The organism is Novosphingobium sp. 32-60-15 (assembly GCF_002280675.1).
In the GTDB taxonomy this organism is placed as follows: Bacteria; Pseudomonadota; Alphaproteobacteria; order Sphingomonadales; family Sphingomonadaceae; genus Novosphingobium.
On the sequence record NZ_NCEN01000018.1, the window covers coordinates 1 to 26,038 of the forward strand.

General features: G+C 61.2%; 29 protein-coding genes. 17 read left to right on the forward strand and 12 right to left on the reverse strand.

Translation table 11 applies throughout. The features are described 5' to 3' along the window. Positions 1-147 precede the first annotated feature (147 nt). Positions 148-2,025 carry a signal peptide peptidase SppA gene (gene sppA / locus B7Y89_RS12555; RefSeq protein ID WP_292938848.1) on the reverse strand — a complete coding sequence of 626 codons (1,878 nt, stop codon included), beginning with the start codon at positions 2,023-2,025 and terminating at the stop codon, positions 148-150. 87 nt (positions 2,026-2,112) lie between these two features. On the opposite strand from sppA, the gene B7Y89_RS12560 reads away from it, so the two are divergent. Together B7Y89_RS12560 and B7Y89_RS12565 are read left to right on the forward strand one after the other, a co-directional pair. Beyond that, positions 2,113-3,138 (forward strand): aspartate carbamoyltransferase catalytic subunit, encoded by a 1,026-nt coding sequence (locus B7Y89_RS12560; protein WP_292938849.1) that lies wholly within the window; start codon positions 2,113-2,115, stop codon positions 3,136-3,138. Further along, entirely contained in the window at positions 3,135-4,364 is a 1,230-nt protein-coding gene (locus B7Y89_RS12565) for a dihydroorotase (protein WP_292938850.1), read from the forward strand. The genes B7Y89_RS12560 and B7Y89_RS12565 overlap by 4 nt, the downstream gene beginning before the upstream one ends. Positions 4,365-4,431: 67 nt before the next feature. Here B7Y89_RS12565 and B7Y89_RS12570 read toward each other — a convergent pair whose 3' ends face one another. Genes B7Y89_RS12570 through B7Y89_RS12580 form a run of 3 tightly spaced genes read right to left on the reverse strand, consistent with a single transcriptional unit; the run spans position 4,432 to position 7,118 of the window. Continuing rightward, entirely contained in the window at positions 4,432-5,826 is a 1,395-nt protein-coding gene (locus tag B7Y89_RS12570; protein WP_292938851.1) for an SPOR domain-containing protein, read from the reverse strand. 21 nt (positions 5,827-5,847) lie between these two features. Beyond that, positions 5,848-6,375 (reverse strand): hypothetical protein, encoded by a 528-nt coding sequence (locus tag B7Y89_RS12575; protein WP_292938852.1) that lies wholly within the window; start codon positions 6,373-6,375, stop codon positions 5,848-5,850. 14 nt (positions 6,376-6,389) lie between these two features. After that, positions 6,390-7,118: a ParA family protein gene (locus B7Y89_RS12580; RefSeq protein ID WP_292938853.1), complete on the reverse strand. Its 729-nt coding sequence runs from the start codon at positions 7,116-7,118 to the stop codon at positions 6,390-6,392. A 298-nt stretch (positions 7,119-7,416) separates the two neighbouring features. Between B7Y89_RS12580 and B7Y89_RS12585 the strand changes: the two genes are divergently transcribed. The 3 genes from B7Y89_RS12585 (at position 7,417) to B7Y89_RS12595 (ending at position 10,628) form a co-directional block, all read left to right on the forward strand. Beyond that, complete coding sequence (locus B7Y89_RS12585; protein ID WP_292938854.1) at positions 7,417-8,538, forward strand: SPOR domain-containing protein; 1,122 nt, start codon at positions 7,417-7,419, stop codon at positions 8,536-8,538. Between the two features lie 4 nt (positions 8,539-8,542). After that, positions 8,543-9,757 carry a DUF418 domain-containing protein gene (locus tag B7Y89_RS12590; RefSeq protein WP_292938855.1) on the forward strand — a complete coding sequence of 405 codons (1,215 nt, stop codon included), beginning with the start codon at positions 8,543-8,545 and terminating at the stop codon, positions 9,755-9,757. Between the two features lie 139 nt (positions 9,758-9,896). Further along, entirely contained in the window at positions 9,897-10,628 is a 732-nt protein-coding gene (locus B7Y89_RS12595; RefSeq protein WP_292938856.1) for a L,D-transpeptidase family protein, read from the forward strand. Positions 10,629-10,711: 83 nt separating this feature from the next. On the opposite strand, the gene B7Y89_RS12600 is transcribed toward B7Y89_RS12595, so the two are convergent. The 8 genes from B7Y89_RS12600 to B7Y89_RS12635 all read right to left on the reverse strand — a co-directional run bounded on the left by B7Y89_RS12600 (position 10,712) and on the right by B7Y89_RS12635 (position 17,025). Continuing rightward, complete coding sequence (locus tag B7Y89_RS12600) at positions 10,712-11,446, reverse strand: sigma-70 family RNA polymerase sigma factor (RefSeq protein WP_292938857.1); 735 nt, start codon at positions 11,444-11,446, stop codon at positions 10,712-10,714. Further along, positions 11,443-13,548: a flagellar biosynthesis protein FlhA gene (locus B7Y89_RS12605; protein ID WP_292938858.1), complete on the reverse strand. Its 2,106-nt coding sequence runs from the start codon at positions 13,546-13,548 to the stop codon at positions 11,443-11,445. The genes B7Y89_RS12600 and B7Y89_RS12605 overlap by 4 nt, the downstream gene beginning before the upstream one ends. Before the next feature lie 3 nt (positions 13,549-13,551). Continuing rightward, positions 13,552-14,442 carry a lytic transglycosylase domain-containing protein gene (locus B7Y89_RS12610; RefSeq protein WP_292938859.1) on the reverse strand — a complete coding sequence of 297 codons (891 nt, stop codon included), beginning with the start codon at positions 14,440-14,442 and terminating at the stop codon, positions 13,552-13,554. Between the two features lie 69 nt (positions 14,443-14,511). Then, complete coding sequence (locus tag B7Y89_RS12615) at positions 14,512-14,886, reverse strand: flagellar protein FlgN (protein ID WP_366416138.1); 375 nt, start codon at positions 14,884-14,886, stop codon at positions 14,512-14,514. Next, the gene (gene flgM / locus B7Y89_RS12620) at positions 14,886-15,200 is read right to left on the reverse strand and encodes a flagellar biosynthesis anti-sigma factor FlgM (protein WP_292938860.1); all 315 of its coding nucleotides are present in this window, start codon (positions 15,198-15,200) and stop codon (positions 14,886-14,888) included. Before flgM ends, B7Y89_RS12615 begins: the two co-directional genes overlap by 1 nt. Before the next feature lie 108 nt (positions 15,201-15,308). Further along, the gene (locus tag B7Y89_RS12625; protein WP_292938861.1) at positions 15,309-15,836 is read right to left on the reverse strand and encodes a flagella basal body P-ring formation protein FlgA; all 528 of its coding nucleotides are present in this window, start codon (positions 15,834-15,836) and stop codon (positions 15,309-15,311) included. 44 nt (positions 15,837-15,880) lie between these two features. Beyond that, complete coding sequence (locus tag B7Y89_RS12630; protein WP_292938862.1) at positions 15,881-16,351, reverse strand: hypothetical protein; 471 nt, start codon at positions 16,349-16,351, stop codon at positions 15,881-15,883. Next, the gene (locus tag B7Y89_RS12635) at positions 16,348-17,025 is read right to left on the reverse strand and encodes a MotA/TolQ/ExbB proton channel family protein (protein WP_292938863.1); all 678 of its coding nucleotides are present in this window, start codon (positions 17,023-17,025) and stop codon (positions 16,348-16,350) included. Before B7Y89_RS12635 ends, B7Y89_RS12630 begins: the two co-directional genes overlap by 4 nt. Positions 17,026-17,238: 213 nt before the next feature. Here B7Y89_RS12635 and B7Y89_RS12640 point away from each other — a divergent pair, with 213 nt between their 5' ends. The 12 genes from B7Y89_RS12640 to motA are packed head-to-tail and all read left to right on the forward strand — an operon-like array spanning position 17,239 to position 26,035. After that, positions 17,239-17,496, forward strand: a complete 258-nt coding sequence (locus tag B7Y89_RS12640) for a flagellar basal body protein (RefSeq protein ID WP_292938864.1) — start codon at positions 17,239-17,241, stop codon at positions 17,494-17,496. A gap of 3 nt (positions 17,497-17,499) precedes the next feature. Then, positions 17,500-17,910 carry a flagellar basal body rod protein FlgC gene (gene flgC, locus B7Y89_RS12645; RefSeq protein WP_054108899.1) on the forward strand — a complete coding sequence of 137 codons (411 nt, stop codon included), beginning with the start codon at positions 17,500-17,502 and terminating at the stop codon, positions 17,908-17,910. Beyond that, positions 17,910-18,245, forward strand: a complete 336-nt coding sequence (locus B7Y89_RS12650; RefSeq protein ID WP_292938865.1) for a flagellar hook capping FlgD N-terminal domain-containing protein — start codon at positions 17,910-17,912, stop codon at positions 18,243-18,245. The genes flgC and B7Y89_RS12650 overlap by 1 nt, the downstream gene beginning before the upstream one ends. Before the next feature lie 25 nt (positions 18,246-18,270). Beyond that, the gene (locus tag B7Y89_RS12655; RefSeq protein ID WP_292938866.1) at positions 18,271-19,098 is read left to right on the forward strand and encodes a flagellar hook-basal body complex protein; all 828 of its coding nucleotides are present in this window, start codon (positions 18,271-18,273) and stop codon (positions 19,096-19,098) included. A 39-nt stretch (positions 19,099-19,137) separates the two neighbouring features. Beyond that, positions 19,138-19,878 carry a flagellar basal body rod protein FlgF gene (flgF, locus tag B7Y89_RS12660; RefSeq protein ID WP_292938867.1) on the forward strand — a complete coding sequence of 247 codons (741 nt, stop codon included), beginning with the start codon at positions 19,138-19,140 and terminating at the stop codon, positions 19,876-19,878. Between the two features lie 20 nt (positions 19,879-19,898). After that, positions 19,899-20,687, forward strand: coding sequence for a flagellar basal-body rod protein FlgG (flgG, locus tag B7Y89_RS12665; RefSeq protein ID WP_292938868.1), 789 nt, complete (start codon positions 19,899-19,901; stop codon positions 20,685-20,687). 5 nt (positions 20,688-20,692) lie between these two features. Further along, positions 20,693-21,436, forward strand: a complete 744-nt coding sequence (locus B7Y89_RS12670) for a flagellar basal body L-ring protein FlgH (RefSeq protein ID WP_292938869.1) — start codon at positions 20,693-20,695, stop codon at positions 21,434-21,436. A gap of 12 nt (positions 21,437-21,448) precedes the next feature. Next, on the forward strand, positions 21,449-22,549 hold the full coding sequence (locus B7Y89_RS12675; RefSeq protein WP_292938870.1) for a flagellar basal body P-ring protein FlgI: 1,101 nt from the start codon (positions 21,449-21,451) through the stop codon (positions 22,547-22,549). Further along, complete coding sequence (locus B7Y89_RS12680) at positions 22,549-22,872, forward strand: rod-binding protein (RefSeq protein ID WP_292938871.1); 324 nt, start codon at positions 22,549-22,551, stop codon at positions 22,870-22,872. The genes B7Y89_RS12675 and B7Y89_RS12680 overlap by 1 nt, the downstream gene beginning before the upstream one ends. A gap of 3 nt (positions 22,873-22,875) precedes the next feature. Next, entirely contained in the window at positions 22,876-24,213 is a 1,338-nt protein-coding gene (flgK, locus tag B7Y89_RS12685; RefSeq protein ID WP_292938872.1) for a flagellar hook-associated protein FlgK, read from the forward strand. A gap of 6 nt (positions 24,214-24,219) precedes the next feature. Further along, positions 24,220-25,140 carry a flagellar biosynthesis protein FlgL gene (locus tag B7Y89_RS12690; RefSeq protein WP_292938873.1) on the forward strand — a complete coding sequence of 307 codons (921 nt, stop codon included), beginning with the start codon at positions 24,220-24,222 and terminating at the stop codon, positions 25,138-25,140. A 31-nt stretch (positions 25,141-25,171) separates the two neighbouring features. Then, the gene (gene motA, locus B7Y89_RS12695) at positions 25,172-26,035 is read left to right on the forward strand and encodes a flagellar motor stator protein MotA (protein ID WP_292938874.1); all 864 of its coding nucleotides are present in this window, start codon (positions 25,172-25,174) and stop codon (positions 26,033-26,035) included. Positions 26,036-26,038 lie beyond the last annotated feature (3 nt).

The window sequence follows — 26,038 nt, forward strand, 5'->3', positions numbered from 1 at the left end:
ATCAGCTTCGGCATACCGTAGTGCCATGTTCGCAATCCCGTCTTGGCCGGAACGACATTCTTAGGCGGAATCCGCCCTGCCGTTGAATGTCCGCAATGGCGTCGCTTCCTGACAGGCAGGTTTTATCCACAACCCGGCAAAACCTGCCTACGCCAGCCACCGCGCCAGCATCTGCATCAGCCCAAGTTTCTCGCGCGCCCCGCTTTGCGCAGCAGTGCGATCATCGCTCATGCATTCAATGCAATAGGCGCGCATTCCGCCGCCGCTGATCAGGCGGGTGACGTCTGCCTCGATCCGCGCGATCAGGCCGTGTTGGCGCGCGGCCAGCACTCCGGCAAGGTCTTGCGCGCCGGTGTGACGCGCTTTGCCGGTTTCCATCTGTTGCAGGAATTGCGCAAACGGGCTGGCATCGCTTTGGATATAGGCCGCATGCCATTCCTTTGCGCCAGCCTTTTTGGCGGCCCATGCCACGGCATCTTCCACGCCGCCAAATTCATCGACAAGGCCCAGTTGCCGTGCGGTACCGCCGTCCCAGATGCGGCCCTGCCCCACCTTGTCGATATCCGCCGTCGTCTTGCCGCGCGATTTGGCGACAAAGCCGAGGAATCGGGCATAAGTCTGTTCAACCTGGCTCTGCATCACGGCGGCCACTTGCGGTGTGATACCGCCCAGCAAATCCGGCTGGCCCGATAGCGGGGTGGTGGCCACTTGTTCAGTAGTCACGCCGTATTCGGGCAAGGTTTCCTCAAAGCTTGGGAACACCGCGAACACGCCAATGGAGCCGGTGATCGTGGAGGGTTCGGCAAAGATGCGCTGTGCGGGCGTTGATACCCAATAGCCACCGCTGGCCGCCGTACTGCCCATCGATACGGCAATCGGCAGGCCTTTGGCCTTGACCCGCTCCACCGCCGCGCGAATGCGTTCGGATGCCAGCACCGACCCGCCGGGCGAATCCACCCGCAAGACCAACGCTGCGTATTCATCGCTTTTGGTTACGCCATCGATCAGGTCGGCAATCCGGTCTCCGCCAGCGGTGCCGGGGCCTGCATCGCCATCGACGATTTCCCCCGCGACGGTGACGACGGCCACAGCCTTGCCCGCTTTGGGCGCAGGCTTATCGGCCAGATAAACGCCAAGTTCCGTGGCTTTGAACGCACCCAGCGACCCGTCTTTGTCAGCGCCGACCAGTTCGGCCACGCGCTGGCCAAAGGCGATACGATCCCCAACGCGGTCAACCATGCCGGATTTCAGCGCCGCTTGCGCAGCATCGCCACCGGCATCGGACACCCACTTGGCAGGATCGGTAATGGCCAGCGTGTAATCGGCCTTGGGCCGCGCGCGCTTTACATCGTCCTGCCAGTTTTGCCAGACCGCTTGCAGCACCGCGTTCAACGCATCGCGCGATTCGGGCGAGGCATCGCTGCGAATGTAGGGTTCAACCGCGCTTTTATAGGTGCCAACCTTGAAGACGTTGGCCTTGACCTTCAGCTTATCAAGCAGGCCTTTGTAAAACAGTATCGTGCCGCCCGGGCCGCTGATCGCTACGCCGCCCAGTGGATCAATCCACGCCTCCGTGGAATGCGCGGCCAGTTGAATCGCATCGTCGGTATAAATCAGCGAGCGGACCAAAACCGGCTTTTTGGCAGCGCGCACTTTATCCAGCGCCGCACCGACATTGGCGATTTGCACCGCCGATCCGCCAGAAAACTGTTCCAGATCAAGCACGACGGCTTTGATACGTTTGTCCGCAGCCGCCGTTTCGATGGCCCGCACAAGATCGCGTTCGACATATTCGGGCGCGGGCGCATCCCCCGATAGCAACAGCGATGTGGGTGAAAGCTGCGCGGCTTCTTCAACGATTGCGCCATCCAGCGCCAGATACAGCGCCCCTTCGCGCACCATGCCGGGGCTTGGGCGTGATGATAACGCAGCATAAATCGCTGCAAAGAACAGCAGCAGAAACAACAGGACGAGGCCATCTTTGATGGCGACGAGGATCTTCCAGACCGAACGGGCAAAGCTCATGGCGGCAACTCTATTGTGGACGAGTGCACAATGCCAGCGGGAAACCGCTTGAGCGCAGACGACCTGACCTCTAGGGAACTTGGTTTAATGCAAAGCCCGAACCAACCATCGGCAGGCCGCTACCCAGCGGGCGGTCTTGCCTTTCCGCACCGCGACCTGACCGGCATCGGCCAGCTTGCCCGGCATGAGATCCTCTATCTGCTTGATGAAGCAGAACAATGGGTTGATCTGAACCGGCAGAGCAAGAAGAAAACCGATCTTCTGCGCGGGTTGACCATCATCAACGCCTTCTTCGAAAACTCGACGCGCACGCTGCTTTCGTTTGAAATTGCGGGCAAGCGGCTGGGCGCTGATGTGGTGAACATGCACGCCGCCCAAAGCAGCGTGAAGAAGGGCGAAACGCTGATCGATACGGCGATGACGATCAACGCCATGCGCGCTGATGCCATCGTCATCCGCCACGCCAGTTCGGGCGCGGTGCGGCTGATCGCGGAAAAGGTCGATTGTCCGGTGTTGAACGCAGGCGATGGCCAGCATGAACACCCGACGCAGGCGCTGCTGGACGCGCTGGCGATGCGCCATGCGCTGAAACTGCCGATTGGCAGTGATCTCAACGGGCTGAAAGTTACGATCTGCGGCGACATTCTGCACAGCCGCGTGGCGCGGTCCAATATCCTGAGCCTGACCGCGCTGGGTGCCGATGTGCGCGTTTGCGCCCCGCCCGCGCTGATGCCCGAGGAAGTGGACGTCATGGGCGTAACGCCGTTTTATGATTTTGATGCCGCCCTTAAGGGCGCAAACGTGGTGATGATGCTGCGCTTGCAGCAGGAGAGGATGAGCGGACAATTCATCCCCTCGCCGCGCGAATACCGGCATTTGTATGGCCTGACGCCCGAACGGTTGGCCAAGGCAGAACCCGATGCCTTCATCATGCACCCCGGCCCGATGAACCGGGGGGTAGAGATCGATTCCACCGTGGCCGATCACCCCACCCGCAGCCTGATCACCAATCAGGTGGAAATGGGCGTCGCCATCCGCATGGCCTGCCTTGAAGTGCTGACGCGCCGGACGCGGCAAGTGCCCGGTTGGGATGCCGTGGGAGCAGCAGCATGATCGCACAGCCCCTTACCATCATCGGCGGCAAGCTGGTCCTTCCCACGGGCGAGCCGCAGGCAGGCGCAATCCGCAGCGAAAATGGCCGGATCGTGGCGCTGGGCGATGTTGCGCCGCAAGACGGTGACACCGTGTTCGATGCTAAGGGTGCGTTGGTTGCACCCGGTCTTGTCGATCTGGGCGTGTTTGCGATTGATAAGCCCGCGTTCCACTTTGGCGGGATCACGCGCGCGGCATTGATGCCAGACGTCGGCCCGCCGCTGGACCACCCTGCCCGCGTGCGGTTCGCCGCGCAATCGGGCAAGCCGGACTTGTGGGTTCACCCGCTGGCCGCCGCAACGCGCGGGCTTGAAGGCACTGAATTGGCCGAACTGGCGCTGATGCGCGATGCAGGCGCGAAGGCCGTTGCAACAGGCCGCGCTTGGATTGCCGATTCGGGCGTGATGCTGCGTCTGCTCCGTTATTGCGCGATGCTGGGGCTGGTGGTCGTCACCCATGCCGAGGACGCGGCGATTACCGGCAAGGCGGTGGCCACCGCTGGAGAGGTTGCCACGCGGCTGGGCCTGCCTTCTGCCCCTGCCGAGGCCGAAGCACTGGCCGTATCGCGCGACATTGCACTGGCCGAATTGTCGGGCGCGCATGTCCACTTCCGGCAGGTGACAACCGCGCGCGCGCTCGATCTGGTGCGCGCCGCCAAAGCGCGCGGGGTGCGCATTACAGCAGGGGTTACGCCTGCGCACTTCATCCTGTCAGACCTTGAACTGGTCGGCTTCCGTACCTTCTGCCGCCTGTCGCCACCCTTGCGCCGCGATTCTGATCGCAAGGCCGTGATTGCTGCGATTGCCGATGGTACGATCGATGTGATCGCATCAGGCCATGACCCGCGCGGGCCGGAAGACAAACGTCTGCCCTTTGCCGATGCCGAACCCGGCATGGCGGGTGCAGAAACACTCTTGCCGCTCACGCTGACGCTGGTGCGCGATGGTGAGATAACGATGGCCCGGGCGTTTGAATTGCTTGCCACCAATCCGGCAAAGCTTTTGGGCGTGGCAGCGGGCAAACTGGAGGTGGGCACCGAAGCAGACTTCGCCATTGTAGATCCCGTCCGTCCCTGGGTGGTCAGTTCCGACAAGATGGCGGCCGCTGCGGGCAACACTCCGTTTGATCGCCGCCCGGTGGAAGGCCGCGTCACCGCCCTGTTCAAGGGCGGAAACCGGGTCGACTGAAACAGATCGGGCGCAGGCTCCTTATCGAAGCCCGCGCCCTTTCCCTCTCAAACTGAAAATAAGTTGATCAGCGTTTGGCCATGCGCGTGTTTACCGCAGGCTGGCCGGGCTGGTTCAAGCTACCAATATCGCGCAGCACCATGCATGGCCCTCCGCGCGCTTTAACCGATCCGCACAGGGATGTGGCGGCGGCAAGGCCAGAGAAACCGGCGGCGCGTACACGCCACAGCGTCTTGCCATTGACGGTCACTTTGGTCGTGACATTGCGATAGCTGGCCAGTGCCGGATTGCGCGCGGCGAAATGGCGCCAGGCGCGACGTGCGCCTTCAGCCGTGGCAAAAGCACCAAGCTGAACGCCATGCGGGCTTTTGCCGACAGCGGCTGGAACTGGCTTGGCGGATGCAGAAACAGGTTTGGCAACTGGAGCAGCGGGCCTTGCCGGTTGCAGCTTGATCTTGGCCGGATAGGCTGCTGCCTTGTGCGGGGCTGGCTTGTATGCCGGGGCTTTTGGCGTCTGTGGCGTATAGGCCGGCGTCGGATATTCCATGGTCGTTGTTTGCGACGCTGGCAGATCAATCAGCGCCAACTGTCCTTGCGCAGACTGCGATGATGCATCAGCAAGCGATGGTTCAGCACTTGCAGGCTCATCCAGCGGGGCAAGCTCTTCAACAACCGCTTGTGCCAAAGGTTCGGCGCGGGTTGCCGCTTCGGCGGAAAGTTGCATCGTTGACGGGAAATTCGCCAGCGCCAGTGCGGTCGGCTGGCCGCTGTCGGCGCGCAATGGCACGGAAAGCAATTCTGCCACGCGTTCGCGCGTCAGTTCGCGTTGGCCCATCATCGCCCATGTTTCCAGACGTGGCCCAACTTCTGAAGCGGGCAAATCTTGTGAAACCATTGCCCGCGCTTCACGCCACTGGCCTGAAAGCGCATAGGCCAAGGCCAGATTCTGGCGGATTTTCACGGTGTTTTCACCGCCGCGAATGGCATCTGACAACACGGCAACGCCCTGTCCCGGCTGTCCGGCAAGCGCCACAGCCAAGCCGTAATCAGCAGGCGCAAGGCTATCGCGGTAGGAATTGAGCGTATCGATGGCTTCGGGATAGCGGCCCAGCGCGACATCGGACAGCGCAAGGCTTAGCGCGGTACGGCTGCCGTCCTCGCCCAGTTCCATCGCTTCATCATAGGCCTGACGCGCCGATTCAAAACGGCCCGCTTTCAGATAGGCATTGCCCAGAAGCACCCGGTACGCTGCGTTGCGGGGATCGGCAAGAACGGCCTTTTCGGCATTCTCGATTGCCACCTTGGTATTGCCCTTGGCCATCGCCCCTTCGGCTGAAGCCACGAATTTGCCGGGCTTGATCGCGCCGGTGGCACAACCGGCCAGCACGCCTGCGGCAAGCACCGTGGTCAGGATCAACCGCACGTGGCGGCTTGGGATGAAGGGGACGAAACGCTTGCTCATTTTCGGGTTTCCTTCAGGCAATCAGTTGCGCGTAGCGCGCCGGGCGATGTCATCGATCCCGGGTTGATCTGCGAGAAATCGGTCGAGCGCCTCGATCAAGACCGACTGGGCACTGCGCGATTGCAATGTGCAGGCCAGACGGAGGCGCAAATGGCGATATTGGTCGATCCGCAACGTAAACGCAGCCTTGCGACCTTCGGCCAGTGCGGTACGCACTTCCTTGCCCGCTTTGGTCCGGCGTGTCGGAACCACTGCTGGCATATCGACAACCGCAGCAGCCAAAGCTTCGATTTGCTGGACGATGACCGGCGCGGCAACAGGCTGGCTTGCAACAGGCTGCACATCTGCGACAGGCGGCGCATCTTCACCCATATCATTCCAGCCCAGATCATCTGGTTCAACGGCGGGCACATCTGCCCCCATGCTGATCAAAACGCGGCGCTGTTCATCAGCGCTGAGCGCCAGTTGCGGGCGCATGGCGGGGCGCGCAGCACCTTTGCGCGCCAGCAGCCCTGACGACAATGAAGCGAGAGGTTTGGCTGCGCTCATCAAACCGCCTCCCTTCACGAACCGGCGATCCGGCGGCCGAAGCCCCCGGTCGGACGCTGCCCGTTGCCTGCCATTTGCATTGACGAGGCCTGCTGCGGCACAGCAAATACGGTGCGACGGAAATTCTTTTCCAGACGCTCGGACACATATGTCCACAGCGCGGCCACTTCAGCGGCGGATTTACTGCCCGGATCACATTCCATGACCGTGCGTCCGTCAATCATCGACGCGGCAAAATCGGTGCGCTGGTGCAAAGTGACCGGCGCGACCGTGCCGTGTTGCGACAAGGCGACGGCAGCTTCTGACGTGATGCGCGCTTTGGGCGTGGCTGCGTTGACCACGAAAATCAGCGGCTTGCCTGCGCGATCGCACAAATCGACCGTGGCCCCTACTGCACGCAAATCGTGCGGGCTGGGCCGCGTTGGCACGACAATCAATTCCGCCACCGCAATAACCGATTGAATGGCCATGGTAATTGCAGGCGGCGTATCGATGACTGCCAGCTTGAAGCCCTGTTGGCGCAGAATCGCCAAATCGCTGGCGAGGCGTGCCACGGTAGTCTGGGCAAAGGCGGGGAATTCGGCTTCGCGCTCGTTCCACCAATCTGACAGTGAGCCCTGCGGATCGATATCGATTAGAACCACGGGTCCTGCGCCGGCCCGTTGGGCCTGGACGGCGAGGTGCCCGGACAAGGTGGTCTTGCCCGATCCGCCCTTTTGCGATGCCAATGCTAGTACCCGCAAAACCTAAACCCCTGCTCAAATCGCAAATTCGTGCGTAAGGATTCGCAGATCGAGCTAAAATTTTAGTTAAGATGTTGGCACAATCGCAACGCACGGCCTGCGTCTTGATACGCAGCCCTATTGCGCCATGCGCTTTGTACTTGCGCGCCGTCTTGAAGGTTAAGGTTTTGGCGCTAATACTTTGCTAACGCCTCGTTGACTATAAACCGGGCTTGTAAGAACTGGTAATCGACCGCATTCGATACCCGCTATCGGGACACGCGATCAGCGCACGCAATCAGGGACGGACTTTCAAATCATGGCACGCACGACATTCGCAGCAGGTTTGAAGGTGACTCTTATGGCATCGGGCCTGATGCTGGCCGCCGCACCTGCACTGGCCGATGTGAAGACGGGCGTCGATGCCTGGTCGCGCGGGGACCATGCGCTGGCCGTGAAAGAATGGATGGGCCCTGCCGCCAGCGGCGATCCTGATGCGCAATTCAACCTGGGCCAGGCACACAAGCTCGGCCGGGGCGTCCCGCAAGATATCAAACGTGCCGAAGCCTGGTATCGCAAAGCTGCGACAAACGGCCACATCAAAGCCGCTGATACGCTGGGGCTGTTGCTGTTTCAGGATGGCCGCAAAACAGATGCCGTGCCATTCCTTCAGGCATCGGCTGAACGCGGTGATCCGCGCGCGCAATACATCATGGGCATTGCACACTTTAACGGCGATATTGTCGGCAAGGACTGGATACGGGCTTACGCTTTGATGAGCCGTGCCTCTGCCGCAGGGCTGGAACAGGCAACGCGCGGCCTTGCCACAATGGATAGTGCCATTCCGCTGGAACAACGCCAGCTTGGCATTTCGCTGGCGGGCGAACTGGAACAACGCGCAAAGGCGGCGCAGGCCCAGCAATTTGCCGCAGCTGACCTTGGCGTCAATGCCACACCCACCGCGCCAATGCGCACAGCACAAGCAGCAAGCGCCATTGAAAGCGCTGAGCTGCCGCCATCAACCACGCCCGTGGCAAGCGCTGCATCCGGTCCGGTTACTGCCGGTGCCGACTTTGCCAATCCTGTGGTCATGGCGCCGCCAAGGCGCATTGCCATGCCCACGCCGGTACCGGCAAAGCCCACTGCAGTTGCGATTGCCAAACCAGCCTCTAAACCGGCGCCAAAGCCCGCCGCGCCAGTATCTGCGGCCAAGGGCAACTGGCGCATCCAGCTCGGCGCATTTGGCGTAAAAAGCAACGCTGACGGGCTGTGGGCAAAAGTGCGCAATCGCCCTGAAATCGCAGGTCACAGTCGGATCGATTTGCCGACAGGCAGCGTCACCCGGTTGCTGGCCGGCGGCTATGCCTCGCAAGGTGATGCCAACAAGGCTTGCGGCGCGCTCAAGTCTGGCGGATTTACGTGTTTGCCGGTACAACCCTGACGGCTTGGCAACACAGACTTCCCATTTCCGCATAGAAGCGATTGATTTCCTGCGTGGCGTTGCCGTGCTGGGCATACTTGCGATCAACATAACGGGCTTTTGGGGACCGTCGCTCGCCACGTTTTCACCCGCCATTCCCCGGATGGATCCGGGCGGAGAAGCATGGTTCGGTGTGGCCTTCGTCGTGTTCGAAGGCAAGATGCGCGCCCTGTTCAGCCTGCTGTTCGGGGCCAGCATGGTGCTGTTTGCCGAAGCGGCTGAACGTTCAGGTGCCAATCCTGATAGGGCACAATTGCGCCGCCTGATGTGGCTGGCGGTATTCGGTTATCTGCACTTTGCCCTGGTGTGGTGGGGCGATATCCTGTTCACATATGCGCTGTGCGGGATGGGCGCACTGGCGCTGCGACGGCTTCCCCCGGTTCAGCAGTTGACGATTGCGCTGCCGTTCTATGTTGTGACGCAGACCATGTCAGCGTTTGTCGCGTTGCCGGGTATTTTCGCTGAACAAGCCGTGCTGGCCGGTATCGCATCGCCCCAGGATGTTGCCGAACAAGCGGGCATGATGACACGCATCGGCCAATCCGTCAGCGAAGATATCGCCATTTTGCAAGCAGGCTTCATCCGGGCAATCGGGCTGAAACTGTCGCATTCAGCGTTGCATCCTTTTAATGTGGCGTTTTCCACCTTCACTGAAACCATGCCGCTCATGATCATCGGCATGGCAGCGCTACGCGGCGGCTTTTTCACCACATGGTCGCGGCGCAGGCTGGCTTGGCTGGCGGTGGGCGGGATCGCATCAGGCGGCGTGCTTTCGGTGCTGGCGCTGCAATGGCTGGCGGCACATGACTGGCCGCCGCGCGCGATGTTTGCCGCGATTGAACATGGCATGGCCGTGCCGCATTTGCTGATGGCAGCAGGCTATGCCGCGGCATTGGTGCTGGTGTTTCCATGGGTCAAGGATAGCGGGCTTGGCCGCGCGCTGGTGGCGGCAGGGCGTTGTGCATTTACCAACTACCTTGGCACCAGTGTGTTGATGGGCGCGATCTTTTGCGGGTGGGGATTGGGTTTGGGGCCAGAGGTTTCGCGCGGGTACTTGCCCGGCTTTGTCCTGCTGGGCTGGGCAGCGATGCTGGTATGGCCGCAATGGTGGCTGGCGCGCTTTGCCCAAGGTCCGCTGGAAGGTCTGTGGCGCAATCTTGCCCTGCCCAAGCGCGCCTGACCGTCATGGTTAATGGATATAAACCACGTTTTGAAACGGATGCGCGCGCCCGCGTCCCGGCACGGGACGGCGCTTTTTGCAGACTCGCAAGGCCGGGGGCGAACCCCTATCAGGATACAACGAAAGGAGTGATGCCAAGATGACGACGCAACCAAGCCTGTGGAGCAACCGCTGGGTACGCCTGCCGCTGGGTTTTGCCGCAACGTCTCTTGCGTCGCTGCTGGCGTTTTATGCAGGCCACGATATTGCCGAAATGGCGTTTGGCAAAAGCACCGCAGAAGCATCTGCGGTTACGGCTGATGCGCCGTTTGAAATTGTCGCTGCGCCAAATCCCGCCAACCCTGCACAGGCTGCAACGCCCACAGCCGCAGCGGTTGCTCCGCCTGCTGACAGCCCGTTTGTCGTCAAATCCATCCTGCCGATCAACGAGCCGATCAAGTTCGGCAAGTTCTATTGGGATGAAACCCGCGCGCCTGCCACCGGCCCGCTGGTGGTGACGGTCGATCTTACCGCCCGTGTGATCAGCGTATTCCGCGATGGCCACGAAATCGGCGCAGCAGCCATCCTCAAAGGCTATGGTGACAAGCCGACGCCTACTGGCGTGTTCCCGATCACGGAAAAAGACGCCGATCACATCTCGAACATCTATGATGCGCCCATGCCGCACATGATGCGGCTGACCAACGATGGCGTGGCGATTCACGGCAGCAAAGTGCAACTGGGCTATGCCACCAACGGCTGCGTCGGCGTGCCCGATGATTTCGCCGCCAAACTTTTCAAGGTCGCCTCTCTGGGCGACAAAGTGATCATCACTGACGGCAAGAAAATGTCGGTCGGCGATCCGATCCTCGCCGGTGAACACGCGCTTTAAGGCGTAATGCGCTCGGTCTCGGCAACGGCGCAAACCATTCGTCATTGCGAGCGCAGCGAAGCAATGACGATACATGTGGGGTTCTAAAGAACCTCGTACCCTTCGCCTAACGCCTCTTTCAGCTTGTCCAGCGCTTGCGCCTTCAACTGGTGTACGCGCGGGATGCTGACGGTGAGGACTTCGGCGATTTCGGCAAGGTTCAATTCCTCGACGAAATAGAGCTGGATGATCATCTGCAAGCGTTCGGGCAGATCGCCGATGGCCGAGGCCACGGCACCGCGCATTTCCTGATCGGCCAGCATTTCAAAGCTATCGGGGCGGTCATCGGCAAAGGCTGAATTGCTGTCGGTATAGGCATCGTCGATATGCTCGAACCGCAAGGGTTCATCCGCCGCGCGCTGATCGGCCAGCTGGTTTTCAGTCATTCCCATTGATGCCGCCAGTTCGGCCTCGCTTGGCGGATGGCCAAGTTCGGTGGACAGTGCAGCTGTCTTTTCGCGCAAGGCCCGCCTGCGTTCGGTGGCAGAGCGCGACAGCGGGGTTGATCGGCGCACCAGATCAACCATGGCCCCGCGCACACGCAGTTTGGCATAAGCGGCAAAGCCGTCCTCGGTGGGGCCGGAATGCTTTTGCGAACATTCGGTCAGAGCAACCAGCCCTGCCTGAATCAGGTCTTCCAGCTCTATCCCGGCGCGGCCAGAGCCGTGGACGTGCCATGCCAGCCGTTTGACCATCGGCAGGAACCGCCTGATGCGATCAGACACTTCATCCTTTTTATAGGCCTGTGCGGCGGCAAATCCGCGTGGATCGTGTTTCATGCGGCAATTCCCTCAGGGATCGGCATCGCTGCGCTCTCTTGTTGGGGCGCTTCGCCGCCGATGACCGAGATGACCTCGATCGGCTGCGAAGGCGGAAGTTCGGATATGGACAGGACAAGGCATTGCGGCGCGCGCAGGCGCAGCAGCGCGGCCAGCGGACGGCGCGCGCGCGGCTGGACGATCAGCGCAATCGGCGCGGCGCCAGGGCCACGGTCGGAAATGATGGCAGAGATCCGCTCGCCAATACCGCGCGCCAGATCGGGTTCGATCACCGGCTGGCCCGTGGCAGGATCGTGCATGCCCGATACGATCATCTGTTCAAGGCCCGCTTCAAGCGTGACCACCGGCAGTCGTTCATCGGGCGCGCAAATCCGTCCGATCACCATTTCGCCCAGTGATGCGCGCAGCAGGTCAACCAGCCGGTCGTGGTCTGTTGTTTGCTGCAACGCCTGGCTGAGCGCCGACAGGATCGGGATCGGGTGGCCGATGGACAGCCCATCTTCGAGCAGCGCGTGGAACAGGCGGGTAAGCGCGCCAAGCGACATCGGCGCGGGATGGATCGTCTCGACCAGCCCTGCCGCGCGCTCCTTGACGCCTTCAAGGATCGCCTTGACCTCATCAGGCCCAAGCAGTGCCGATGGCCGGTCACCCAGCACCTGATTGAGATGCGTGGCGATGACCGTGCTGGCATCAACCGTCAGGAAGCCTTCGGCAATTGCCAGATCGCGCTGTGCCGGATCGATCCAGATGGCAGGACAGCCAAAGCTGGGATCGCGGGTCTTTTCACCGCGCAACCCGTGATCGGCATTGGCCTCGCCCGCATCGATCGCCAGCACTTTTTCGGGACGCATTTCGGCCACGCCAATCGGCACACCGCCCAGCAGAATGCGGTAAGCATTGGGGCCAAGCTCCAGGGAATCCCGCACACGAAACTGCGGCACGATAAAGCCGAAGGTCTGGCTGAGCTGCTTGCGAACGCCCGTAATCCGCGCGACCAGAGGCGACCCGCGCCGTTCATCAACCAGATGGATCAGGCCATAGCCCATCTCGATGGTGACAAGGGTATGATCGCTGACCTCGTCCAGCGTGATCCGGCCCGGATCGATAACCGGCGGTTCTGGAATCACCACCGGCACAGGCCGGTCAGCGCGCTTTTTCAGCGTCCACCACAGCCAGCCGGAGATTCCGGCAGCGGGCAGGAAAATGGTTTGCGGCATGGCGGGGATCAGCCCGACCGCCGTCATGACGACCGTGACCGGCAACCAGATGGCAGGATTGGCGAATTGTCCGCCAATCTGCCCGGCCAGATCGCGGCTATCGGAAACACGGGTGACGATCACGGCAGCGGCAATTGACAGCAACAGCGACGGAACTTGCGCCACCAGCGCATCGCCCACCGCCAGCGTGATATAGAATTGCGCGGCTTCAGCAGCACTGAGGCCGTGGGTGATCATGCCAAGGCAGAAGCCGGCGATGATGTTCACGCCAAGGATCAGCAGCGCGGCAATCGCATCGCCTTTGACGAACTTGGACGAACCATCCATCGAACCGTAGAAATCGGCCTCGGTCGCCACTTCGCGGCGGCGTGCCTTGGCCTCGTCTGCGGTCATGATCCCGGCGGCAAGATCGGCGTCGATGGCCATCTGCTTGCCGGGCAAGGCATCAAGGGTGAAGCGGGCGGACACTTCCGAAACACGGCCCGCACCCTTGGTGACCACGATCATGTTGATGATCATCAGGATCATGAACACGAACAGGCCGACGGCAAAATTGCCGCCAATCAGAAACTCGCCGAACGCCTCGATCACATGGCCTGCCGCCGCGCCCCCTTCGTGGCCGTTGACCAGCACGATGCGCGTGGACGCGACGTTGAGCGCGAGGCGCAACAACGTAGCGAACAGCAGAACAGACGGGAACGAGGAGAAATCGAGCGGCTTTTCGGCATTCATCGCCGCCATCAGAATGGCCACCGAAAGCGCGATGTTCAGCACGAAAAACACATCGAGCATGAACGCCGGGATCGGCACGACCATCAGGACGATGAGGGTCAGGACACCGGACGGCAAAGCAAATGCGGCAGGAGAACCAAAGCGTTTGAACATCGTTTAGAGGCCCAGTGCCGAAAGGCGGCCATAGGCCTGACGGACATGGGCCGGAGCCGATCCGCCATCGTTCAACGAAAAGGTTTGCCGCAATGTATCGGCCATCGAAGCGGCAGGAGGAGGCAGCGGATTGCCGGAACTTGCCGCCGCGCCCTGGAATTCGCGCGCCAGCGGTCCGCCAGTGAACTGTGCCTGCGCTGTAGCGGGCGTTATGCCCATCGATGCCGCCCATTGCAGCGCCTCATCCGCGCTATCGCCGGATGATGCGCCCGCCATGCGCGTGCGGATCACGTTCATCACTTCGCTGACGGAACGGGCAACCCCGCCTGCGCCATAGAATGTCGAACGGTTGGCAGCAGCAGCAGCTGGCAGAATATCGGCGGCGCGTTGTGCAGGATTGCTGTTCAGCGCGTTCAGAAATTTGGATGCGCCCTCTGCACCAAAAAAGTGTGCGAGATACAGTTCGGCATGGTCGGGCTTGCGGCCCAGCGTTCCTTGCAGATAAGCGCTGTTATCGTTGGCCAGTTCGCCCGCCATCAGCGAGGCGACTTGCGGATCAAACCGCATGGCCAGCAATTGCGCACGGGCCGCAGGATCGCTGACCGATCCGCCCTGGATCAGTTCGCTTGCCCAGCCAAGGCCATGATTGGCGCCGTGCTTGTCCAGCGTGCGCAGCCAGGTATCGCCGGTGAACTGGTAAAGTCCGCTGGCGCTGGATGTGCGCGCGCGGGCGGTGGGATCAAGGCTTGATTCAAGCTTGGCTTGCGCCATCAGAAAGCCGAAGTCGACGCCGGTTGCCTGTGCCGCCCCGGCGATGGCCGAACGCACGTTTGCCCCGGAACCACTCGTGGTGGCCGGGGCAGCTGGCAATTTCGTCAGATCGTATGAACTCACGCTTGGTCCCTTCCGGCCGCATCACAGCGGCATCACGGAAGGTGTTGAGCAAAAGCCGTGCCAAATGGCTCAGGCTGTGCGCAAACGGTGGACTTGCGCACCTGCACGATAGAGCGGCGTGTTGCCGGTCAGCGCATCAAGCCGCGCCGACACATTGGCTGCAATAAGGTTGCGGACCCGGCGGTTTGCCTCGTTCAGGCGGCGCGCGGAATCCAGCAAAGCGCGGCATTCCTCGTCCACCATGGCATCGCCTACATCGGCCAAAGTGCCGCAAAGCTCTGCCTTGTTCGAAGCACAGCCCATGATCAGATCAAGGTCCAGTCCGGCAAGCGCATGCCGTTCTTCCTGCAGCACGGCAAGCATCTGCCGAAGCGTATCGCGCAGCGGTGACGTGACTTCTGCGGTGGTGCCGGCGACAGGACGGGCTGTGGTGTTCTTGGTCATCAGGAGGCGGTCCTCAGCAGCATTCCGGCAGCAATCATGGCATCGGCAATACGTGCCGGTACCAGCGGATAATTGCCCTTTTCGATGGCCTGACGGATGTCCTTCACCCGTTCGACGTCGACAGGGGCCGCGCTTCCTGCATCAAGCGCTGAAGAGCGCTGGACGTTGGCAGCAGGTCCGGCATCAACAACCGATGGGGTTTGTGGCTCGACAGCGACGGTTGCGGCAGCTGCGGGAGCCGCCTTGGCGTTGGTGGCAGTTTTGACCTGCACCGGCCCAACCGGGCGCGGTGCACCGATTTCAATAGATGACATGGCGACGCTCCTAGCGTTTCATGCATCCAAGAACGGCAGTCTAAAGGAAGCTTTAAGGGGAAATGCGGAAAATTTTTGCCGGTTTGCGAAAAAGTTCCGGCAAACCCGTCAATCCACCGGCACAACGACCAGTCCGGGGCGGGAAACTTGTGCGCGAATGGGCGTGGCTTTGGCGCTGGTGCGCACACGGATCCACGCGCCAACTGCGCCTGCTTCCATGGCCTCGCCCGATTGGGAGACCGAAAAACCCTGACCCGAAACGGCAATGGTAATCGCCTCGCCGCGCGCCACGGCAGGCGGCGCCATGGGGGCAGCGCCTTGCCGGGAATTGCCGGAAACGGCAACGAACAGCCGCCAGCCGCCCACATCGGGGCACTGCACCAGCACGTTGTCTTGACGGTTGCCGTACCATGAAAGCGCCAGCGGCGAATAACACGGAGCCAGACGCATCCGCCGGTCGACCGGCAGGTTTGCGCCACCCGGAACGCCGATGCCCGCGCCCGTAAATGCAGCAACTGCGGCGTCTATCGCCACAAGATCGTGAAAGCCTCGGGCCTGTGCTGACGCTGCGGGAGCCATGGCGATGGCAGCCAGCGCTGTGCCAACTGTGGCAAGAATTCGGGGTGCAATCTTCATGGTGCATGTCCGGCAATAGCTTCAGAATGCAACCATCTTCGCAATCATCGTGCCAAAGACACTGTGGCAAGGGCTGGAGCTGGCCCGGATACGGGAACCGCGAACCCTTCGCTGGCATAATTCAGCGATACGCTGGCACCCGCACGTTCACCGGGTTCAACCAGAATGCGCGCGGCGCTGGCCCTTGGGCCGCCTTCTGTCGCAAGCTCTATCGCCTGTGCCATTGCAACATCGCGCTTTTTATCGGCAAAGCGGACGATGATCTGAACTTCAAGCCGGGGATCAGCCGCAACCTGGGCCAGCCATTGCGCCAATGGCGGCGCGCCTTCACCGGCGCTCCACACGGCCACCGGTTCAGTGGTGAATGCAGCGGCAATAGGTGCCGGAGGGGGGGCTGACGGTGGGGCTTTTGGCGCGCTATTGGCCTGGGCAAGCGCCGAGGCGGTCACCAGAAACAGTATCAGAGATAGATCGGCCAGCGCATATTGCCAGCCCGTGCCCGCACGCACGATCATACGTACTGTCTTTCACGCGACACCACGTGTGGACGCAGCTGCTGGACGCGGTGCGGCATGACGGGTTCAAGCTGCGCGGTCAGCCAATCGATGACATCTTGCCGCGCGTGCTCTTCGGCCTGGGCATGGCGTTCCACCATGCGCGCAAGCGGGGCCAGCACAAGATTGGCCAGAAGCAGCCCGTAAAGCGTGGTCATCACGGCGGTGGATATTGCGGCGTTGAGCGCGCTGCCATCCAGCCCGCCGGTCGGCAATTGGCTGAGCGATACCAGCGTGCCGACCATGCCGAACACCGGCCCCAGTTCAGCAGCCTGCGCCAAGGTGCGCACCGCCGTATTGGCCGTGGCCATGCGTTGCTTGCGAAAGGTGTGATGGCGGGCGATCAGCGGATCGAGCGAGCGTTCGCGGATCAGCGCGTCGGTGCCTTCGTCAAATTCGCGATCACCGGTCGTGCGCGGGTTTACCCGCAGGACGCCATCACGCACGATTGCAGTGACTTGCGGTGCAAGATCGGCTTTGGCTTGTTCTGCGGTAAAGCGCGGACGCCACAATCCGCCCAGCGCCTGACCGGTCACCGCAAGTTCGTGCCAGCCCGAGCGCAAGACCGTGGCAAGCGCAGTGCCGCCCAGCACAATAGTGGCTGAGATGCCGTCAATCAGCAGCGGAAGTTGCATGGACCGGTGGTCTCCTCAGGGCAAAGAACGGCAGGCGGCAGGCAAATTTCAGCCCGTGCCTGCAATTTGCCGCCATCCGGCAAGCATTTGCCGTTTGCCCCCCTCCTCAACGCCAAAGTCCCCGCATTTGCGCAATTGGCACAGGGCTTGCTGAAACACCGGCAGCACTCCCTTTGCCGGTAATCCCTCTGGCAAAACCCAAGGTACGATACGATGGCTGAGTCTTTATTCGGCATTCATGGCAAGGCACTGGAACTGCGCTCACAGCGCATGGGCCTGCTGACGTCCAATATCGCAAACGCGGCAACGCCGGGCTTCAAAGCCAAGGACATCGATTTTGCCACGGCGCTGAAGGCCCGCACCAATGGCGCCAGCAACGATCAGGCAATGACCACGGCCACGCGCTATCGCGTTCTCAATTTCCTCCGCGGACGGATCGAAACGATCACCCGCGCGATCAAGGGCGAATAAGCCATGCCAAACAACGCCCCGCTCAACCTGTTTCAAGTCACCGGCCGCGCGATGTCAGCACAGCTTGTGCGCATGAACGCTGCGGCATCGAACCTTGCCAACGCGGGCACCGTGACCACGTCAGAGGCAGAGGCCTATCGCCCGCTGCGCCCGGTCTTTGCCGAACAGCTGGATCAGGCCAACGGGCTGTCAACGGTTCGCGTTGCGGGCGTCAAGCGTTCGGACGCCACGCCCATTCGCCAGCACGATCCCGGCCATCCGCTGGCCGATGCCAATGGTGATGTGTGGACCGCACCGGTCGATGAAAACGCCGAGATGGTCGAGATGCTCGAAAGTTCGCGCCAGTACCAGAACGTGGTCGAGGCGATGCAAACCGCAAAGCAGCTCATGCTTGAAACGATGAGGATGAAATAATGTCAATCGCTTCTGTTACCGCAACCACTGGCGTCAATGGCGCAAATGCAAACACCACCACCGCCAAGGGCTGGGGGGATATGGGTGCCGATGATTTCATCAAGCTGCTGACCACGCAGCTGAACAATCAAGACCCGACCGAGCCCGTCGACAACACCCAGATGCTCGCGCAGCTCGCCCAGTTTACCAACCTGTCAAACACCAGCGAGATGAAGGATTCCCTTCAGACCATCGCGGGACAGAACGACACTCTTTCGCAGATTTCGGCCAAGCTCGACACGCTGAACAGCACCGTCGCCAAGCTGACCGCGAACAACCCCACGACCACGGCCTAACCCCCACCCATCCCGGGAGACGCAAATGTCCTTTTACACCTCGCTTAACGGCCTCAAGAATGCCCAGACCGATCTTGGCGTCATCAGCCAAAACATCGCCAATGCTGAAACAACGGGCTTCAAAAAGAGCCGGACCGAGTTTGCCGACATCGTGGTGGGCAGCGCCTTTACAAACCCCAAGCTGGTTGTCGGCATTGGCGCTGCGGTGGAATCGATCAGCCAGAACTTTGCGCTTGGGCCGATTGAACAGACCGGTTCGGCGCTGGATCTGGCGATTAACGGCGATGGCTTTTTCACCACCAAGAACGTGGTGACGCAGGAAACACTCTACACCCGCAACGGCAGCCTGACGGTTGATGGCGGCGGCTTCATCGGTGATGGATCAAACAACCGCTTGCAGGTGTTCCCGACTGATGCTGCAGGCGCGATCACGTCACAAACCCCTGTCGATGCGCAAATCCCCGGCAGCAATGGCATCGACGCCAATGGCAATCCTATCGAATTTGCAGGGATTACGGTCGGTGATGATGGCGCCGTGACCGCATCTTATGCAGATGGATCGAACCTGATCATCGGCAAAGTCGCACTGGCCAGCTTCATCGCACCACAGGGACTGAAGCAGATCGGGTCATCGAACTGGATCGCCAGCGGCCTTTCGGGCGCGGCAACATATGGTCAGCCCAGCACCGGCCAATATGGCTCGTTGCTGTCAGGTGCGCTTGAACGATCGAACGTGGATATTGCCGAAGAACTGGTCGGTCTGATCACCGCACAGCGCAACTTCCAGGCGAACGCCAAAGCGATCGATACCGCCACGCAGATCTCGCAAACCGTGATCCAGCTCCGGACCTAAGTCCTGAGCCTGCCATTCCCTTAACCTGAAAGCTGCCCGATGGACCGCCTGATCTACACTGCCTATTCCGGGATGACCGGATCGACCGTGCGCCAGCGCGTGATCGCCAGCAACATGGCCAACGCCCAGACCATCGGCTTTCGCGCAGAAATGCTGACGGCCACACCCATGACGCTGAAAGGCCCCAGCCTTGAAGCGCGGGCGATGACCAGCGGTGAAGTGCGCGGTGCATCGATGGCGCAAGGTTCGATCATCGAAACCGGCAAGCCGATGGACGTTGCGCTTTCGGGCGAAACGATGCTGTCGGTGCAGGCCGAGGATGGTAGCGAAGTCTATACCCGGCGCGGCGATCTTTCGGTCAGCGCAGGCGGCGTTTTGCAAAACGGCGATAACCGCCCGGTCATCGGCGAAGGTGGCCCCATCACGGTGCCACTGGGATCGAAGGTCACGATCTCGCCCGATGGCGGGGTCAACGTGGCCAACCCGGAAACCCCGGACCAGCCGCCGCAAAACGTCGGCCGGATCAAGATCGCGTCCACGACCGGAAGCAACATCGACAAAGGTCTCGATGGGCTGTTCCGTGTCAATGGCGGCGGCGTTCTGCCACAGGATGAAGAGGCCCGATTGATGGTCGGCAGTCTGGAACAATCCAACGTCGATCCCACACGGGTGCTGGTGGAAATGGTCGAAGCGCAACGCTTGTTCGAAATCCGCACCAAAGTCGTCAGCCAGGCCCGCGAGGTTGATGAATCCAGCTCAGCGCTGATGCGCATTTCCTGATTTTAGGAAGGTAAACCCCCATGCCAAGTTCAGCCCTTCACGTCGCCCGCACCGGGCTTGAGGCACAAGACACGCGGATGCGCGTGATCGCCAATAACCTTGCCAACATCGGCACCACCGGGTTCAAGCGCGACCGCGCCAACTTTGCAACGCTGGCCTATCAGGATGCGCGGATTGCGGGACAGCAGTCATCCAACGAAACCGCCTATGCCACCGGCCTCAACCTTGGCACAGGTGTGGCGCTTCAGGCGACGACGCGGATTGATACGCAAGGGTCGCTGCAAACCACCGGCAACGCGCTGGACATGGCGCTGGACGGCGATGGTTTTTTCCAGGTGACGATGCCGGGCGGCCAGCTTGGCTATACCCGCGCCGGGAATTTCAGCCGTTCAGCCGAAGGTACGCTGGTGACCGCACAAGGATATGCGCTGAACCCTGCGATCACCATTCCCGAAGGCGCCAGCGCGATTACGGTTGCGCAGGACGGCACGGTTTCAGCCACCGTCGCAGGGGCAGCCGAGCCGACCGCACTGGGCCAGATCACCATTGCCAGCTTTGCCAATTCCGGCGGGTTGCGTTCGATGGGCGATAACTTTCTGCAGGAAACCGCCGCATCGGGTGCAGCGCAGATCGGCATCGCAGGCGAACAAGGGCGCGGCCATATCCAGCAAGGCTACCTTGAAGCCTCGAACGTCAACGTGGTCGAAGAGCTGGTCGACATGATCGAGGCGCAGCGCGCTTACGAGATCAATTCCAAGATGATCTCGGCGGTCGATGAAATGCTCCAGAACGCCAACCAGACACTGTGATAGACATGAACACGCCCTTCGAACACCACTTCTCCGGCTACGCATCGCTGCCTCCCCGCCGCCGCAAAAGCGCGCTGCGGGCGATGGTTGCAGGCACACTGGCAACAGCTGCGGTCATGTTCCTGATCGATCCGGCAAACGCCGCCCGGCCCAAGCCCGGCTTCGAGCCGACACTGCCGCCAAGCGTAGCTGTGGCCCCGACTGCCCCGCCGTCTGCCGGATCAATATTCAACGCCAGCACAGGTTACACCGGCTTTATCGAAGGCCGCCGCGCCCATCTGGTGGGCGATCTGGTAACCGTCGTGCTGCTGGAAAACTTCAATTCTGCCAAGACCGCAGGGGCCAAAACCCAGAAGTCCGGGCAGTTCTCGATCACGCCCCCGACCGCTGGGCCATTGTCGTTTCTCAACCCCAACGCCCTTAATGCATCGGGCGGATCGTCGTTCAATGGTCAGGGTAATGCTTTGCAGACGAGCACACTCGCCGGTGAAGTGGCTGTGACCATCGCAGAAGTCCGGGCGAACGGCACCGCACTTGTCCGTGGGGAAAAGCGCATGATGCTAAGCCAGGGTCAGGAATGGGTACAGTTTTCAGGGATCGTGCGCCTTGGCGACATTGATCAGGAAAACCGCATTCTTTCCACCCAGATCGCGGATGCGCGCGTCGAATACACCGGGAATGGCTCGGTCGGACGCGCAAGCCGTGAAGGCTGGTTGAGCAAGTTCTTCAATGCGATTTCGCCCTTCTAAGGCCTTATGAAAATGTTGGTTCGCTTCATCCTTTCCCTGACCCTTGGCCTGGCCGCGCTGCTGCCAACGCCCGCCCTGGCTGAACGCGTGCGCGATCTGGGCGAGTTCCAGGGCGTGCGCGCCAACCAGTTGACGGGCTATGGCATCGTCGTTGGCCTTGCCGGTACAGGCGATGATAACCTTGAATATCTGACGCAGGCCATGAAAGGCACTGCCGGACGGCTTGGCCTCCAGCTGCCGCCGGGCATTTCGCCGGGGCTGAAAAACGCAGCCGCCGTGGTGATCACAGCAGACTTGCCCGCCTTTGCCAAACCCGGCCAGCGCATCGACATCACCGTATCCACGCTGGGCAAGGCCAAGTCCTTGCGCGGCGGTGCATTGATCATGGCCCCGCTTTACGGCGCAGATGGCCAGATCTATGCGATGGCGCAGGGCAACCTTGCCGTCGGCGGCCTTGGCATAACCGCACGCGATGGTTCACAGCTGACCGTCAATGTCCCCACCGTGGGCCGCATTGCCGAAGGTGCCAGCGTTGAACGCGCGGTGTCTTCAGGCTTCGATAGCGGCGAAGTGCTGCGCTGGAACCTGTTCGAAGCAGACTTCATGACCGTTCAGCGTGTGCGCGATGCAATCAATTCACGCTTCCCGCAAGCGGCCACCATCGAAGACGGCATCACCCTTGCCCTGCGCCTGCCTGCGGGCGCTGATTCACGTGCAACGGCCATGGCATCAATCGAAATGCTGGAAATTACGCCTGCGGAAACGGCAGCGCGGGTCATCGTCAACAGCCGCACCGGCACAGTGGTGATCAACAACGCGGTGCGCTTGTCGCCCGCAGCGATCAGCCACGGCAGGCTGGTGGTGAAAATTGACGAAAAAAGCCAGGTGTCCCAGCCCAACGCGCTTGGCCGCGGGCAGACTGTGGTGACGCCTGCCAGCCAGATCGATGTGAAAGAAGAAGGCAACAAGGTTACCTTGTTCAAGCCCGGCGCTTCGCTGGCATCGCTGGTCGATGCGCTGAACAAGCTGGGCACCAGCCCGTCAGACCTTGTCGCGATCCTTGAAGCCTTGAAACAGGCAGGCGCACTCAAAGCCGAAATGGTGGTGATCTGATGAGCGTTGCAGCCACAACCACCGCCGCCACTTCTGGCCTGACGCTTGGCCCCAAAGTGCCGACCGACCGCGAAAAGCTGGCAGGCGCTGCCAAGCAATTTGAGGCGATCTTCTTGCGGCAGATGCTGGCCAGCGCGCGCGCGGCCAGCCTTGATAGCGATGGCCTGTTTGGCCAGATGGACCAGACATTCGTGCAGATGCGCGACGAACGCTTTGCCGAAATCGCATCGAACAACGGCACGTTAGGCCTTGCCAAGCAGATCGAAAATCATCTTGCGGCAATGCTTCCACCTGAAGTTGCCACAGCGAAAGGGGCCAAATAAGCCATGGCTTCCGACTTGCTCTCGATTGGCCGCAGCGGCGCGCTGGCCGCCCGTATCGGGCTTGATGTTACGGCGCAAAACATCGCCAACGCATCGACCGAGGGCTATGTCCGGCGCTCTGCCCAGATGGCAGAAGTGGCGTCTACCGGCGGAGCCTATCGCATTGGCGACTTGTCGCTTTCGGGCGTGCGGCTGGATTCGATCACGCGCAACGCCGATGCTTTCCGGCAGGCCGAAGTGCGCCGTACCGGATCAGACGTGGCGCGCGGCACGGCAGAGGCAGCAGGCCTTTCCAACATTGAATCCGCCATCGAACAATCGGGCGTTTATGATGCGATTGTCGGCTTTGAATCCTCGCTCCAGCAATTGACGCAAGACCCTGTCGATACCTCGCTGCGCGCCGCAGTGATCGAAAAAGCGCGCACGATGGTGGGCACGTTCCAAATTGCTTCGCAGGAATTGGATGCAGCGGGCGAAGGGCTGCAATTCCTGGCGAGCGACGGGGTGACGCAAATCAACCGCATTGCCACGGAACTGGCGCGCACCAACACGCGGCTATCACGCGCATCGGACGCCACCAGCGACAAGACCTCGCTGCTCGACCAGCGCGATAAGCTGCTTCAACAGTTGAGCCAATTTGGCAACATCGGCGCGACTTTTGCAGTCGACGGCACGGTGGCGGTCAAGCTGGGCGGAACCACGGGACGCGATCTTGTGGTTGGCGGCACTGCCGGGACTGTGGGCATGACCACCGCTGCCAACGGCACATTAAGCTTCGATGTGGACGGCAATAGTGTAGCGCTTTCAGGTGGTTCGCTGGCCGGGCAGCAGTTGGCGCTGGATAAGCTGGCGCAATTGAAGCTGGACGTTGACGGGCTGGCTGAAGACATCGTCACTACGTTCAACGCTGCGCAATTGACGGGCGACGATCTGAACGGTGATCCCGGCGCCGCGATCTTTTCCGGCACCACTGCTGCGACCATGACGCTGGCGGTATCGGATGTGCGCAAGCTGGCAACCGCGCCGCTTAATGACCCGATTGGCAGCCGCAACGCCGGCAATCTTACGGCAATCCGCTCTGCCATCAGCGGGCTTAATCCCGCCGACGGCATGGACCAGATCCTGTTCGATATTTCGGGCACACTGGCGGGCCGCAACGTAACGCTGGGCGCTTTGCAGACAATCGCAGATACGGCGCAAGTGGCACTTTCGGCGCAATCCGGTGTCGATCTGGACGCAGAAGCGGTCAATCTGGTGCGCTATCAGCAAGCTTTTCAGGCTTCGGGCAAAGTCATGCAAGTCGCCTCGGACATTTTCGACACCCTCTTGGGAATTGGGTAAACCGCCATGAGCACGATCTACGGCACATCGACCAGCGCATTCTATGAACGCTCGCTGATGGATCTCACCGCCTTGCGCAAGCAGGCTGAGGAGACCCAGGCCGAGATGTCGAGCGGGGAGCGATTGCAGCGTTCGTCCGATGATCCGGTGGCGGCTTCGCGCCTGCGCCGGTTGGCCCGTGCCGAAACGATTGACCAGATCGATACCGCTGCGGCTGACCGGGCAACGTCCGATCTGACGCTGACGGACGGCGCTTTGGGCCAGTTCGCCAGCTTTGTTACCCGGTTGCAGGAATTGGCAACACAGGCCGCTTCGGGCACGGTGAATGATACCCAGCGCGCAGGGATCGGGCAGGAAGTGGAGCAGATCCGCGAAAATCTGGTATCACTGGCCAATACCCGGGATGGATCGGGCCGGGCGCTGTTTGGTGGTGAAGCGTCGGGCGCTGCCTATTCCTTGAATGGCGCAGGCGTTGCCCAGTACGATGGTACCGCAACAGCGGGCACCGTATCGCTGGGCGACGGGCAGACCGTTGCGCGCGGCGTGACAGGGCCGGAATTCCTGCAATTCACATCGGGTGGAACCCCGCGCGATTTGCTGGCGGTTGCCAAAGATCTGGCCGATGCGCTTCAATCCGGCGCAGGCGGAGCAGCTGCGGCCGGTACGGCGCTGAGCGTTCTGAGCGATGGCCTCCAGGCAATCACCACCGCGCAGACCGTAGTCGGCTCACGCCTGAATTGGATCGATCTTAACACTGAGCGACGTATCTCGCTTTCTGAATTACGGACGGAAGAACAGAACGCCGTTGGCGGGAGCGATCTGACGGAATCCATCGCGCGGCTGCAAAACACGATGCTCGTGCTTGAAGCCAGCCAAGCAAGTTTTTCGAAGCTCGCCAACCTTTCATTGTTCAATCAGCTCCGCTGATCAACACGTCGCCAGACCGGGATAAATTAGCATGTTCGTGATCATTGGCCTCGTCATCCTCCTTGCCATGGTGTTCGGCGGCTTTGCGATTACCGGCGGCGATCTTGGCCCGGTGCTGCATGCGCTGCCGCACGAAATGCTGATCATCGGCGGCGCAGCCGTGGGCGCGTTGGTCACGGGCAATTCGATGCACGAATTGAAGGGCATCGGCGGCGGATTTGCGAAGACTTTCAAAGGCCCGAAGCACAACAAGCAGGACCACGTCGATGCGATTGTGCTGTGCACGAAGCTGATGAAGATCCTGCGCAGCGACGGCCCGGTGGCGCTTGAAAGCCATGTGACCGACCCCAAAAATTCGCCGATCTTTGCGGAATATCCCCGGCTGCTGGGCAACAAGGCGCTCGTCGCGCTGATCTGCGATACGCTGACGCTGATCGTGGTGTCTTCGGGTACGCTTGAAGTGCATGCGGTGGAAGACGTCATGGATCATGCGATGAAAACGCATTTCCATGAAGAAACCGAAGCGCAGCACGCGATCCAGGGCCTTGCCGATGCGCTTCCCGCGCTGGGGATTGTGGCCGCCGTGCTTGGCGTGGTGAAAACCATGGGCTCCATTGACAAACCGCCGGCAATCCTTGGCGGGATGATCGGTTCGGCGCTGGTCGGTACGTTCCTTGGCATTTTGCTGGCCTATGGCATCGTTGCGCCTATCGCGGGCCGCCTGAAGCAAGTGCTTGATCAGGATGAGATGATTTTCCAGGCGGTCAAGCAGGTGATCATCGCCAGCTTGCACGGCTGGCCGCAGCCGCTGGTCGTGGAAAGCGCGCGCTCTGGCCTTGGCCATTCGTTCCGCCCCGGCTTGTCGGAACTGCTCGACGCGCTACGCGGGCGTTAAGCA

Excerpts from the sequence above, each read along its gene's own strand:
- sppA (WP_292938848.1), bottom strand. The coding sequence starts at position 2,025 with ATGAGCTTTGCCCGTTCGGTCTGGAAGATCCTCGTCGCCATCAAAGAT.
- B7Y89_RS12560 (WP_292938849.1), top strand. The coding sequence starts at position 2,113 with ATGCAAAGCCCGAACCAACCATCGGCAGGCCGCTACCCAGCGGGCGGT.
- B7Y89_RS12565 (WP_292938850.1), top strand. The coding sequence starts at position 3,135 with ATGATCGCACAGCCCCTTACCATCATCGGCGGCAAGCTGGTCCTTCCC.
- B7Y89_RS12570 (WP_292938851.1), bottom strand. The coding sequence starts at position 5,826 with ATGAGCAAGCGTTTCGTCCCCTTCATCCCAAGCCGCCACGTGCGGTTG.
- B7Y89_RS12575 (WP_292938852.1), bottom strand. The coding sequence starts at position 6,375 with ATGAGCGCAGCCAAACCTCTCGCTTCATTGTCGTCAGGGCTGCTGGCG.
- B7Y89_RS12585 (WP_292938854.1), top strand. The coding sequence starts at position 7,417 with ATGGCACGCACGACATTCGCAGCAGGTTTGAAGGTGACTCTTATGGCA.
- B7Y89_RS12595 (WP_292938856.1), top strand. The coding sequence starts at position 9,897 with ATGACGACGCAACCAAGCCTGTGGAGCAACCGCTGGGTACGCCTGCCG.
- B7Y89_RS12600 (WP_292938857.1), bottom strand. The coding sequence starts at position 11,446 with ATGAAACACGATCCACGCGGATTTGCCGCCGCACAGGCCTATAAAAAG.
- B7Y89_RS12605 (WP_292938858.1), bottom strand. The coding sequence starts at position 13,548 with ATGTTCAAACGCTTTGGTTCTCCTGCCGCATTTGCTTTGCCGTCCGGT.
- B7Y89_RS12615 (WP_366416138.1), bottom strand. The coding sequence starts at position 14,886 with ATGACCAAGAACACCACAGCCCGTCCTGTCGCCGGCACCACCGCAGAA.
- flgM (WP_292938860.1), bottom strand. The coding sequence starts at position 15,200 with ATGTCATCTATTGAAATCGGTGCACCGCGCCCGGTTGGGCCGGTGCAG.
- B7Y89_RS12625 (WP_292938861.1), bottom strand. The coding sequence starts at position 15,836 with ATGAAGATTGCACCCCGAATTCTTGCCACAGTTGGCACAGCGCTGGCT.
- B7Y89_RS12630 (WP_292938862.1), bottom strand. The coding sequence starts at position 16,351 with ATGATCGTGCGTGCGGGCACGGGCTGGCAATATGCGCTGGCCGATCTA.
- B7Y89_RS12635 (WP_292938863.1), bottom strand. The coding sequence starts at position 17,025 with ATGCAACTTCCGCTGCTGATTGACGGCATCTCAGCCACTATTGTGCTG.
- B7Y89_RS12640 (WP_292938864.1), top strand. The coding sequence starts at position 17,239 with ATGGCTGAGTCTTTATTCGGCATTCATGGCAAGGCACTGGAACTGCGC.
- flgC (WP_054108899.1), top strand. The coding sequence starts at position 17,500 with ATGCCAAACAACGCCCCGCTCAACCTGTTTCAAGTCACCGGCCGCGCG.
- B7Y89_RS12650 (WP_292938865.1), top strand. The coding sequence starts at position 17,910 with ATGTCAATCGCTTCTGTTACCGCAACCACTGGCGTCAATGGCGCAAAT.
- B7Y89_RS12655 (WP_292938866.1), top strand. The coding sequence starts at position 18,271 with ATGTCCTTTTACACCTCGCTTAACGGCCTCAAGAATGCCCAGACCGAT.
- flgF (WP_292938867.1), top strand. The coding sequence starts at position 19,138 with ATGGACCGCCTGATCTACACTGCCTATTCCGGGATGACCGGATCGACC.
- flgG (WP_292938868.1), top strand. The coding sequence starts at position 19,899 with ATGCCAAGTTCAGCCCTTCACGTCGCCCGCACCGGGCTTGAGGCACAA.
- B7Y89_RS12670 (WP_292938869.1), top strand. The coding sequence starts at position 20,693 with ATGAACACGCCCTTCGAACACCACTTCTCCGGCTACGCATCGCTGCCT.
- B7Y89_RS12675 (WP_292938870.1), top strand. The coding sequence starts at position 21,449 with ATGTTGGTTCGCTTCATCCTTTCCCTGACCCTTGGCCTGGCCGCGCTG.
- B7Y89_RS12680 (WP_292938871.1), top strand. The coding sequence starts at position 22,549 with ATGAGCGTTGCAGCCACAACCACCGCCGCCACTTCTGGCCTGACGCTT.
- flgK (WP_292938872.1), top strand. The coding sequence starts at position 22,876 with ATGGCTTCCGACTTGCTCTCGATTGGCCGCAGCGGCGCGCTGGCCGCC.
- B7Y89_RS12690 (WP_292938873.1), top strand. The coding sequence starts at position 24,220 with ATGAGCACGATCTACGGCACATCGACCAGCGCATTCTATGAACGCTCG.
- motA (WP_292938874.1), top strand. The coding sequence starts at position 25,172 with ATGTTCGTGATCATTGGCCTCGTCATCCTCCTTGCCATGGTGTTCGGC.